Annotated in this window: 10 protein-coding genes; 7 read left to right on the forward strand and 3 right to left on the reverse strand. The window is 68.4% G+C overall.

The features are described from left to right. The first annotated feature begins 160 nt into the window (after positions 1–160). Positions 161–1,525 carry an MFS transporter gene (locus tag QOD90_RS13805; RefSeq protein ID WP_526350585.1) on the forward strand — a complete coding sequence of 455 codons (1,365 nt, stop codon included), beginning with the start codon at positions 161–163 and terminating at the stop codon, positions 1,523–1,525. Positions 1,526–1,538: 13 nt separating this feature from the next. Here QOD90_RS13805 and QOD90_RS13810 read toward each other — a convergent pair whose 3' ends face one another. Then, positions 1,539–2,393: a MurR/RpiR family transcriptional regulator gene (locus QOD90_RS13810; RefSeq protein ID WP_526350567.1), complete on the reverse strand. Its 855-nt coding sequence runs from the start codon at positions 2,391–2,393 to the stop codon at positions 1,539–1,541. A gap of 4 nt (positions 2,394–2,397) precedes the next feature. Then, positions 2,398–3,195, reverse strand: coding sequence for a class II glutamine amidotransferase (locus QOD90_RS13815; protein WP_526350569.1), 798 nt, complete (start codon positions 3,193–3,195; stop codon positions 2,398–2,400). Between the two features lie 114 nt (positions 3,196–3,309). Between QOD90_RS13815 and QOD90_RS13820 the strand changes: the two genes are divergently transcribed. The 6 genes from QOD90_RS13820 to QOD90_RS13845 are packed head-to-tail and all read left to right on the forward strand — an operon-like array spanning position 3,310 to position 10,562. Beyond that, on the forward strand, positions 3,310–4,647 hold the full coding sequence (locus tag QOD90_RS13820; RefSeq protein WP_526350571.1) for a type I glutamate--ammonia ligase: 1,338 nt from the start codon (positions 3,310–3,312) through the stop codon (positions 4,645–4,647). 19 nt (positions 4,648–4,666) lie between these two features. After that, positions 4,667–6,169: an amino acid permease gene (locus QOD90_RS13825; RefSeq protein WP_526350573.1), complete on the forward strand. Its 1,503-nt coding sequence runs from the start codon at positions 4,667–4,669 to the stop codon at positions 6,167–6,169. Next, positions 6,166–7,485: a class-III pyridoxal-phosphate-dependent aminotransferase gene (locus QOD90_RS13830; RefSeq protein WP_526350575.1), complete on the forward strand. Its 1,320-nt coding sequence runs from the start codon at positions 6,166–6,168 to the stop codon at positions 7,483–7,485. Before QOD90_RS13825 ends, QOD90_RS13830 begins: the two co-directional genes overlap by 4 nt. Continuing rightward, complete coding sequence (locus QOD90_RS13835; RefSeq protein WP_526350577.1) at positions 7,472–8,692, forward strand: amidohydrolase family protein; 1,221 nt, start codon at positions 7,472–7,474, stop codon at positions 8,690–8,692. The genes QOD90_RS13830 and QOD90_RS13835 overlap by 14 nt, the downstream gene beginning before the upstream one ends. Continuing rightward, positions 8,689–10,137: an aminotransferase class I/II-fold pyridoxal phosphate-dependent enzyme gene (locus tag QOD90_RS13840; RefSeq protein WP_526350579.1), complete on the forward strand. Its 1,449-nt coding sequence runs from the start codon at positions 8,689–8,691 to the stop codon at positions 10,135–10,137. The genes QOD90_RS13835 and QOD90_RS13840 overlap by 4 nt, the downstream gene beginning before the upstream one ends. 20 nt (positions 10,138–10,157) lie before the next feature. Then, entirely contained in the window at positions 10,158–10,562 is a 405-nt protein-coding gene (locus QOD90_RS13845; protein WP_526350581.1) for a nuclear transport factor 2 family protein, read from the forward strand. Here QOD90_RS13845 and QOD90_RS13850 read toward each other — a convergent pair. Next, on the reverse strand, positions 10,486–11,056 hold a 571-nt coding region (locus QOD90_RS13850), incomplete at its 5' end, for a hypothetical protein (RefSeq protein WP_526350583.1). The genes QOD90_RS13845 and QOD90_RS13850 overlap by 77 nt on opposite strands.

An 11,056-nucleotide genomic window follows, 5' to 3' on the forward strand; every position in this document is an offset into this window, starting at 1 on the left:
GACCCGCCGACTGGGAAAATGACGACGTTTTCGGGCCGATTCCGTCGTCACAGTCGCACTCGGCGTTGGTGGGCGCGTGAGCCCACGGCGCCAGCTGACTACGGTGCCACCGATGTCGTCGCCCGAGCCACCCGCATCCGCGGCGCCGTTCCCGAGGGGGATGGCGCTGCTGGTGGCTGGCGCGTTCTTCATGGAGATCCTGGACGCCACCATCATCACGCCGGCGATTCCGTTGATCGCGACGTCGTTCCGCGTAGACCCGGTAGACGTCAACGTCGCGATCTCGGCCTACCTCGTCACGCTCGCGGTACTGATCCCGGCGAGCGGCTGGATCGCCGACCGCTTCGGTGCGCGCCCAGTGTTCGCCGCCGCGATCGCGATATTCACGCTCGCCTCGGTGGGATGTGCACTCAGCGTGTCACTGCCGATGCTGGTGGGGGTCCGCATCCTCCAAGGCGTCGGCGGAGCCATGATGGTGCCCGTCGGGCGGCTCGCAGTGCTGCGGTTCAGTGGCAGGGCCAACCTGGTTCGTGCGATCGCGTTGTTGACGTGGCCCGCGCTGGCCGCCCCGGTGGTCGCTCCGGTGCTTGGCGGCGCGATCGCGACGGTCGGCTCTTGGCGCTGGATCTTCTTCGTCAACATTCCGATCGGCATCGTCGGATTCATCTTGTCCCTCAAGCTGATTCGCGGTGATGCGGATCCGTCGCCGCGTCCGCTGGACTGGCGCGGACTCGTCGCGCTTGGCGCGGGCATTGCCGCGGCGTTGATCGCACTGGAGAGCATCCGCATCAACGGAACGGACTGGACGCTGGTGGCCGTCGGTGGTGGCACCGCCGCGGTCTTGCTGGTCCTCGCGACGTGGCATCTGCTGCGGGCTCGCCACCCGCTGGTTCAGCTACGGGTGCTCCGGGTGCCGACCCTGCGGATCACGGTGTCCGCCGGATCGCTCTACCGCCTGGTCATCACCGCGGTGCCATTCCTGTTGCCGCTGCAGTTCCAGTTGATCTACGGGTGGTCGCCATTCGTCTCGGGGCTGTTGGTGGCCATGCTCTTCGCCGGAAACATCGCGATCAAGCCGACGACGACCCCGTTGATGCGGCGGTTCGGAATTCGCCGGGTCCTGCTCGTCAACGCCGTGCTCTCGGTCGGCTGCTACGGGCTCCTGGCGAGCCTCGACTCGACGATGCCCGTTCCGGTGATCGCGCTCATTCTGTTCGTCAGCGGGGCGCTGCGGTCGATCGGGTTCACGGCCTACAACAGCCTGGCGTTCTCCGATGTCAGCGGCGACGAGTTGACGCACGCCAACACTCTCAACGCGGCGGTGCAGGAACTCGCCGCAGGCCTCGGCATCGCGGTTGCGGCGTTGGCGCTCAGCATGTTGACCCCGGTGGCCGCGGAGCATGGGCACGGTCCCGGCATCGCGTACGCCTGGACGTTCCTGGTGCTCGGCGCGTTGATGGCCGTCACGATCGTCGAGACGCTTCGGTTGCCGCGCGATGCGGGGGCCGGCGTCACCGACGGGTAGTGCCGCTCGGCGCTCAGCCCAGCAACTCGCTGCGGCGTTGTTCCTCCCACAGTGCCATCCGGGTGCGGGCCGGCTCTCCGATCGCGTCCATCACCAGCGGGATCAGCAGTTCGGTGAGGAGGAAGCCCGCCGCCATGCTCTGATACGTGCTGCCCACCGTGCTCGAGGCGGCCAGCACGACCTCGGCTTCCGGCGCGACCGGGCAGGCCAGGTCGTCGGTGATGAGCAGCACCGGTGCGCCAGCCCGATGAACGCGGGCCGCCAGGTCGGCCGCGCTGCGTTGATAGCGGTGGTAGTCGAAGAGGACGACGACGTCTTTCCGGGTCAGCTCGATCATGGCGCCGAGGTCGCGACCGCTCGGGTCTCCCAGCAACCGCACTCCCGGACGCAGCTGTTCGAGGTGAGCGGCCAGGTGCATCGCCAGCAGGTGGGAGAACCGTCCGCCATGGAGGTACAGCGGCCTTCCGGTATCCGACAGAAGTGCGACCGCCGCCTCCACCGCAGGAGCGGGCAACAGGGCCAACGTTTCCTCCGCCCGCTCGTTCTGAGCGCGCCCCTGCTGCAGAAGACGGTCGAGCAGCCCGTCGGCGGCTGGCGCGGTCGGGAGTCGCGTGATCGGCCCGTTGGATTGCGCCGTCAACTCGGCGCGCAGCGCCACCTGAAGATCCGTGAACCCCTCGTAGCCAAGGGATTGCGCGAACCTGAGCACGGTCGGCGGGCTGACCTCGGCGCGTTCGGCGAGCCGGGCGGCGCTGGCCAGCCCGGCGCTCGGGTAGTCGGCGAGCAGGGCGCGTCCCACCCGCCGCTCAGCCTTGCTCAGCGTCGGGAGGGCGGCACCGGCACGCGCGGCCACGGTCTCGTCGGTCACCCGGTCAGCCTGTCACCAGGGGATGGGTCGTCACCGAAAGGTCGAGCATCGACACGGCGATGACGGACTCCGAGGGCAGCGGCTCCCACGCCAGGTCGCCGAACCCGGTCGAACCGACGACGACGACACCCTCCCTTGGCCGCGCGATGCGCAGCGCGAAGTAGTCCTCGAGGTGCTCGGCGGGGAGATCCGTTGCGCTGATCTCCTCGATGTCCTCTGCCAGCAGACGGCTGCGCGCGTGCGCGTGGACGACGATCAACTGGTCCTCGCCGAGGATCAGCCCGTTGAGGCTGGCGTCGGGATAGAGCTGCCGGAGTTGGGCAACGGCACGCCGCACGGCCTCGGCGAGAGTCGTTGTGGCGCGGCGGTGTTGGCGGATCACCCCGAAGTAGCGCTCACTATCGGTAGTGCCGCGCAGCGACGCCGCGGTCGAGGGTTCGATGAGGTCATCGAGTGGGCCCATTGGCTTGATCGAACCGTTGTGCGCCATCGCGAGTCCGTCGGCGAAGAACGGGTGGGAGTTCTGTGGCTCCACGGCGAGGCCGCTGGTCGCCCATCGAAGATGGACGAGTGCCGCGGCGGACTGGGCGTCGTGGGTGGCTGTGGTGAATTCGTCGTCTTCGAGTGCGGTGCCCGCCGAAACCAGGACGTGCGGAGTCTCGCCGACGTGATCCACCCCCGCGACGCCCCAGCCATCGCCGTGGACCTTCGTCAGGGCGACGAAGTCCTTGAGCACGTCGTCGCCGACCGCGTCGCCGATCGAGATCGGGGCTGCGGACACGACACCCAGGAGCCGACACACGTGGGGTTGCCTCCGATCGGAATCTTATGAATCAAACATAGTCGGTCGAATTTAAAGATTCTGAAACATTCATGACATAGATTACTCGCAACGAGATATGTCGGAGGAGGTTCGATGCCGCGGCCCGATGGGAAGTACATCGCTCACCAGATCGATGAGCTACGTGCCAAAGGTGTTGAACTCGTAGCCGGTTCGATTACCGATCCGGCCGGTGTCACCAGGGCCAAGTACGTGCCACTGCGTAGGCTCGGCGACTTCCAGCGCTCGGGGATGGGCGTGTCACCGTCGTGGAGTGTCTTCTGCGTCGACACTGGAATCGCCTTCACCCCGACCATCGGCGTCACCGGCGACCTGCGGATCCGCATCGATCCGGCCACCGCGCGGGTCGTGGAGGACGGCATCGCCTGGGCGCCGGGAAACCTGACCGACCAGGGCGGAGACCCCGCACCCATGTGCGTGCGCTCGCTTCTGGCCCGCGCCGAACACCAGGCCACGGAGCGCGGTCTTACCGCGATGGTTGGCGCCGAACTCGAGTGCACGATGGTCGCTCCCGACGGCGGCCCCGCCACGACGGACCCCTGGTCGCCCTACGGGATTCGCACCTCGCTGGACCGGTCGGCGTTCCTGGTCGACCTCGCCACCACCGCCGAGCGGGCCGGCCTCAGCGTCGAACAGATCCACACCGAGTACGGCCACGATCAACTCGAGGTATCGCTGGCGCCAACCACCCCGGTGGCGGCCGCCGACGCCGTGATCCTGACGCGCATCGTGCTCGGTCGCGCGGCGGCCAGGCACGGATTGCGAATCTCGTTCGCCCCGGTGCCGTTCGAAGGGGCCGCGGGCAACGGGGCGCACCTGCACCTCTCGTTGGCCGACGGCAACGGCCCGCTGTTCTCCGGCGGGGATGGACCGCACGGGATCCGGCCGGCCGGCGGGTCTGCGATCGCCGGTGTCATCGACACGCTCCCCGCCCTCATCGGCGTGTATGCGGGTTCTGCGTTGTCGGCGCTCCGGCTCAAACCGGGCAACTGGGCGGGCGCCGCGGCGTGCTGGGGACTGGAGAACCGGGAAGCGGCCGTGCGGTTCATCGCCGCGACGCCCGGCAGCCCGCACGGTGCCAACGTCGAGCTGAAGCTGATCGACCCGAGCGCCAACCCCTACCTGGCCGCGGCGGCCTTCCTCAGCAGCGCGTTGCGCGGGATCGACCACGGCCTCGACCTGCCTGCCGAGATCCCCGAGGATCCTTCGCAGGCCGCCACCGCTCCACCACCGCTCCCCACCGGCCAGCGCGCCGCGATCGACGCGCTCGAGAGCTCCGCCGTCGCCGCGGAGTTGCTCACCCCCGAGATGATCGAAGGTCTTGTCGCAGTGCGGCGATACGAACTGACCACCTTCGGCGAGCTATCGCCTGCCGAGACCACGCAGGCGCTGCGCTTCGCGTGGAGTTGTTGACGAACCCAAGGAGACATCGATGAGCACCAGTACGTCGTCGGCCGGCCCGTCAGAAGGAGCCGACCAGCTTCCCCATCGCCGCCTGCCGTTCTGGGTGGCGCTCGCCATGTCCGTCGCGCTGGTCGGCCCGACCCTGGCGATGTCGGGAAACGGCCAGGGCCTGATCGCCACCGTCGGCAAGGCAATTCCGCTGGTGTTCCTGATCGGTCTGATCGGGGTCTCCCTGGTCGGGTACAGCTTCGTCCGGCTGACCCGACACCTCAATCACGCCGGATCGGCCTACGGCTTGGTGGGCGGGACCATCGGACCGAGGACGGGATTCTTCTCCGGCTTCGCGATGCTCGGGGCATATGTGGGCTTCGCCATCGGCACCCTGGCGTTGACCGCCGCGTTCGTCAACGCGTTCATCGCCGAACTGCAGCCGGGTAACGACAACCCCTACCAGCTGCCATGGCTGGCGGTCGTTGCCGTTGGCGCGGTGATCTCGTTCCTGTTGTCCGGCCGCGATATTCGGCTGTTGGCCAAGATCTTGCTCGTCATCGAGGGCATCGGCATCCTGTCCATGATCGTGCTCGTAGCCGTGATCTTCGCCAAGGGTGGGGCGCCGACGACCGGCATCGACTTCAGTGCGTTCTCGTTCGACGGTGTCTCCGCCTCCGCGGTGCTGAGCGCCGTGGTCGCGGCCTTCCTGTCATGGGCGGGATTCGAGGCCTGCGCGTCGATGGGCGAGGAGACCGACGACCCCGGCCGCAACATTCCACGGGCGCTGGCAGGCACGCTGATCCTGACCGGTGTGCTCTTCGTGATCGTGATGTTCGCCCAGGTCGTCGGGTTCGGTACCGACGCGGCGGGGCTCGAGGCGTTCCAGAACTCCGGAAACACGTTGGGGGACTTGGGCAGTAGTTACGTCGGACAGTGGTTCAGCCTGCTGATCATCTTCACGGCGATCGTATCGGCGTTCGGCTGCCACCTGGCCTGCTCGGCGACGTCGGGCCGGATGCTCTACGCCTTCGGCCGGGATGGCTTCGGCCCGAAGGCGTTGGCGCGCATCCACGAGGGCACCGGCGGCCCGCGCATCGCCACCTGGCTCGTCGTCGCGGTCGCGTTGGTGGTGGACCTCGTCTGCGGCGCGCTTGGCTGGCCCGACATGGGCACCGGCAACGACGCGATCAACACCTACTTCCTGTTCGCCGTCGCCGGTTCGGTGTGCCTGATGGTCTGCTATCTGTTGGTCGAGATCGCGGCGATGTGGTTCGTTGGCGCTCCTAGGTTCGTCGACGTGCATGGCGGCAAGGGCAAGATTCTCGGACTAGTCCTGCCCGCGCTCGGCGCCGTAGTGATCGCGACCGTGCTGTGGTTCAACGTCAAGGGTGCCGTGACGTGGTCGGATGCCCCACTGCTCGGACTGTATTGGTGCGCAATCGGATTGGTGATCGCCGTCGCCGCGTCCGGCATCGCCAAGCGCGTCGGCGAGTCGCTGACCGCCGAACTTGCTCAGACCCCGCCGGTACAGGCGGAATGAGCACGCTCTACGAGCGTGACGGGGCCGCCGTCGCGGGAATCGAGAAGCTCCGCTTCTTCCCGCTTGAGGTCGTCTCGGGCCACGGCTCGACGTTGGTGACGCCCGACGGGCGCGAGCTTCTCGACCTGTCCGCGACGTGGACGGCGAGTGGCCTCGGGCACGGTCACCCGGCGATCGTCGAGGCGGTCAGCCGGGCGGTCCGGTCGGCCCCTGGGTCCGGCGGCTTGTCCGCGGTGCACCCCGATTCGGTGGGGCTCGCCGAGGACCTCCTGGCGCTGGTCCCCGGCACCGGTGAGCGACGGGTGTACCTCGGCCACGCCGGCTCCGACGCCAACGACGTGGCGCTGCGCGCGTGCAGGCACGCGACCGGAAAGCGCACCGTCATCGCCTTCGAGCACAGCTACCACGGTGGTGTCGGTGTCGCGATGGGTGTTTCCGGAGTGCACGTCGACGCCGGCGCGCCAGCGGACCCGGACGCCGTCTTCCTGCCCTACCCCAACCCCTTTCGGCCCGTCCGCGCTGACGTCGGCGAGGACGTCACCGCCTGCCTCGAGCTCGCCGAGGAACATCTACGCACTGACTCCATCGCCTGTCTGATCGTCGAGCCGATCCTGTCCGACGGCGGTCTCGTCGTGCCGCCCGACGGCTTCCTCGCCAGCCTGCACGAGCTGTGCAGGCGGCACGGGGTTCCGATGATCTGCGACGAGGTCAAGATGGGGCTCGGCAGACCGGGCACCCTGCACGCCTTCGAGCACGACTTCACGCAAGTCGGGGTGGCGCCCGACATCGTCACGTTCGGCAAGGTGCTCGGTGGCGGGCTTCCGTTGTCGGCGGCCGTCGGTCCCGCCGAGATCCTCGACAATCCCCCAGCCGCGGCGCTGCTCACCACTGCGGGCAACCCGGTGTGCACCGCTGCCGGTCGTGCGGTGCTGGCCACCATCGTCGGCGAGCAGTTGCCGGAGCGCGCCGCGAAAGTTGGTGCGCTGCTGAGCGAGGGGCTCAGGGCGCTGGCCGGATCGCCGGGTGCCGACCGCATCGGCGACGTCCGGGGGCGCGGTCTGGCGATCGGCTTGGAGCTCGTCGACCCCCAGACGGGGGAACGTGCTCCCCGGCTCGCGGCGGAGGTGGTCTACCGTGCGTGGGAGCTGGGCGTAGTCGTGTACTACGTCGGCGGCAATGTTCTGGAGATCACGCCGCCCCTGGTGCTCACCGACGCCGAGGCGGGCCATGCGGTCGAGATCCTCGGCGCGGCGATCGCCGACGCGGCGTCGGGAAGGGTGAACTCCGAGGAGGTGGCACGGTATGCCGGTTGGTGAACTGCCCTCGAGTGGGTTGGGGGACGTCTTCGCCGGGGTCCACGGCGACGTGCCCGACGCGCTCGCCGACCATCTACGCACCGTCGAGCTGATCGACCATCACGTCCACGGCACCTTCAACGAACCCGTCGACCGGGCGGGCTTCGAAGCGGCCATCAACGAGGGTTCCACCGATCCAGTCCCCGACTTCATGACGCAGTTCGACTCGCCGCTCGGCCTTTCCATCCGGCGATGGTGTGCACCGCTGCTCGGGCTCGAGCCGCTGGCGGGCGCCGACGACTACTGGGCCCGACGCAGCGAGCTCTCACCAGAAGAACTCGCCAGGACGATGCTGCCCGCGGCGGGTGTCGCCCGTTGGATCGTCGACACCGGGTTCAAGGGCGATCTCATCACCACCCCCGACCAGCTCACCAAGCTCAGCGACGTCCCGTCCTCGGAGATCCTCCGGCTGGAGCGGCTCACCGAGGACCTGCTGGCGGACGGAACGTCGCCCGACGATTACCCCGACGCCCTCCGGGCGGCGCTGAGGGCCGCGGTGGTGAACCCGGAAGTCGTTGGTACCAAAACGATTGCGGCCTACCGCATCGGATTCGACGTCGAGTGGGCCCGACCGACGGATGCCGCGGTGGTCGCCCGCGCCCGCGAGTTCAGTGCCCGTCCCCACCCGCTGCGCGTCGATGACGAGGTACTGATCGCGTTCGGCGTGCACGAGGCCGCGGCGCACGGTCTGCCCATCCAGGTGCACGTCGGCTTCGGCGATCGCGACATGGACCTGCACCGCAGTGATCCGATGCTGCTGTTGCCGTTGCTGCGCGCGATGACACCGGTTCCCGTCCTGCTGTTGCACTGCTACCCGTTCCAGCGTCAGGCGGGATATCTGGCGCAAGCGTTCGACCACGTGAACTTCGATGTGGGACTGGCGATCAACTACCTGGGCGCGCGTTCGACGGGGCTGGTGGCCGAGGCGCTCGAGACGGCCCCGTTCGCCAAGCAGCTGTACTCCTCGGATGCCTTCGGGCCGCCCGAGCTACACGTGCTCGGCTCGGTGTTGTGGCGGCGCGCCATGGGATTGGTGCTCGGTGATTGGGTGCGGGCCGGTGACTGCGGCATCGATGATGCGATCCGGATCGTCGACATGATCGGGGTGCGGAACTCTCAACGGGTGTACCAGATTCCAGCCCTCCCAGCTCCGCCCGCCCGACCTTGAAGCACGACGCGGCACCACTGTTCGACTCGTTGAAGCGATTCGTCGAGCGCGACCAGGCGCCGTTCTACAGCCCCGGTCACAAGGGCGGTCGAACCCTGGACCCCTGGTTTCGCGCCCACTTGGCCGACGTCGACCTGAACAACCTGCCCGACACCGACACGCTGCACTGCCCGACGGGGCCGATCCTGGAGGCGGAGGCACTGATCGCCGATGCGTGGGGCGTCGGTCAAAGCTTCATCCTGGTGCAGGGTTCGACGAGCGGAAACATCGCCGTCGCGCTGTCGGCGCTGAGTCCCGGCGAGCCGGTTCTGGTGGCGCGCAATGCTCACAAGTCCGTCCTGGCCGGTCTGGTTCAGGTGGGTGCGCGACCGATTTGGCTGGAACCCAGGTGGGACGAAAGGTTCGGCGTCGCACACGGTTTGGACGCCGACGTGGTGGCGCGCGGCTTCGGCGAAAGCGGGGCCAGGGCACTGTGGGTGCTGCATCCGACCTACTACGGCACCACCGGCGACATCTCGGCGCTCGCCGAGCTGTGTCGTCGTCATGACGCGAAGCTGCTCGTCGACGGCGCGCACTCACCACACTTCACCTTCCATCGCGACCTGCCTGCACCAGGTGAGACGTCCGGGGCCGCGGCGACCGTCCAATCGGTGCACAAGATCCTGTCGGGCCTCAGCCAGGCCGCGGTCCTTCACATCGATCCGACGGTTCTCGATCCGGCGACGGTGCGGCGGGCGCTTCAGCTGATCCAGACGACGAGTCCGCACTTCGCGATCATGGCGTCGATCGATCTCGCCCGACGGCAGATGATGCTGGACGGCCGCGAGTTGCTCGACACGGCCCTCGATCGAGCCCGTCGCGCCGCGGACCAACTGGCCGCCATTCCCGGGCTGAGCGTGCTGCGACCGGAACATCTCGCCGGCGCGGGCACCGGGCTGCACCAGCTCGACGAGACCAAACTACTCGTCGGGACCGCAGCGCTCGACATGGACGCCAGGGATGTCGTCGCGCGGCTCAACGCGCTTCATGGCGTCCAGCCCGAGTTGGGTGGCACCGGGCACGTCCTGTGCATCACGACGATCGGCAACACCGAGACCGACATGGCGCGTCTGATCGCCGGTTTCGCGGAAGTCGCCACGCATGCTGGCGTGCGGCCCGAGGGCAGGCGACCGGCGTTGGTCGCCGACCTTCTCGCCGTCCGGCCTGAGTCAGTGCTGACCCCGCGGGAGGCGTTCTTCGCGCACGAGGAATCGGTGGCCCTGGCGCGGGCCTCCGGACGAATCGCCGCCGAGGCCATCACGCCGTACCCGCCGGGCATCCCGCTGGTGATGCCGGGGGAGAGGTTCGATGACGACGTCCTCGCACTGCTGATCGCGTTGCGCGCTGCGGGCAATCCGATCAGCGCCTCCGACCCCACGATGGGGTTCGTCAAGGTCGTCTGCTGACGCGCACCTAGGCTCTGGACATGACGGATTCCGATGAACTCGCCGCCTCGGCGATGCAGGCGGCGGTCGACGTCATCGCGGCGTTCGGCTCGCACGACACCAAGCGCTACTTCGACGGCTTCGCACCGGAAGCGACGTTCCTGTTCCACGCCGAGCCGGCGTTGCTTTCGTCGCGGGCGGCCTACGAGGCGCTATGGGCAGGATGGGAGCAGGACGGGTTTCGGGTGCTCTCCTGCCGGTCACTGAACCCCCGGCTCGACCTGATCACCGACGACGTCGCGGTGTTCACCCACGCGGTCCGCACCCGCCTGGCGGGTGTCGAGGCGGAGCAACGCGAGCGGGAGACGATCATCCTGCGGCGCGGGGCGGACGGTCGCTGGCTCGGCGTGCACGAACACCTGTCGCTGGATGCGTCGGACGACTGAGAAGCGGTACGTCGACCGGATATCCGTGCCGCAGCGCGGCCACCGACAGCGACGGTGTCACCACGATCGCCTCGGCCACTCCGGCGTCGGAAATGGCGACGGGGTCGACGTAGCCCCCGGGCGTCCAACGATGGAGCGCGCCAGCCCAGACGAGGCGGAGATCGGGGACGTCACCGCCGGCCAGGTCGACGAAGACGCCATCGGGGAGCGTGCCGATCTCGGCCCCCGAGCGCGCCGCTGACCGCGACGACTTGAGCTGGGCGTTGAGATCCTTCGCGCCGGCGATCGGATTCTCGTTCCCCACGTTCGCCGCTTCGATGAAGGCCCGGTAGAACGGGCGGCGACACTCGCCGCACGGTCGGTGGCCCGCCGCCAACGCGACCGCCTCGTCGAGGAAGAACAATTCGGTGTAGTGGCCCGGACTCATCACCTCGCGCTTGCGCCCGTTGAACTCGAGCCGACAGATCAGCCACGTCGCGAGGCGTGAACTCCTG

Source organism: Mycobacterium sp., from assembly GCF_032161845.1.
In the GTDB taxonomy this organism is placed as follows: Bacteria; Actinomycetota; Actinomycetes; order Mycobacteriales; family Mycobacteriaceae; genus Mycobacterium.

Bases quoted from the DNA above. Each gene is read 5' to 3' on its own strand.
- QOD90_RS13805 (WP_526350585.1), top strand. From the start codon at position 161: ATGGCGCTGCTGGTGGCTGGCGCGTTCTTCATGGAGATCCTGGACGCC.
- QOD90_RS13820 (WP_526350571.1), top strand. From the start codon at position 3,310: ATGCCGCGGCCCGATGGGAAGTACATCGCTCACCAGATCGATGAGCTA.
- QOD90_RS13825 (WP_526350573.1), top strand. From the start codon at position 4,667: ATGAGCACCAGTACGTCGTCGGCCGGCCCGTCAGAAGGAGCCGACCAG.
- QOD90_RS13830 (WP_526350575.1), top strand. From the start codon at position 6,166: ATGAGCACGCTCTACGAGCGTGACGGGGCCGCCGTCGCGGGAATCGAG.
- QOD90_RS13835 (WP_526350577.1), top strand. From the start codon at position 7,472: ATGCCGGTTGGTGAACTGCCCTCGAGTGGGTTGGGGGACGTCTTCGCC.
- QOD90_RS13845 (WP_526350581.1), top strand. From the start codon at position 10,158: ATGACGGATTCCGATGAACTCGCCGCCTCGGCGATGCAGGCGGCGGTC.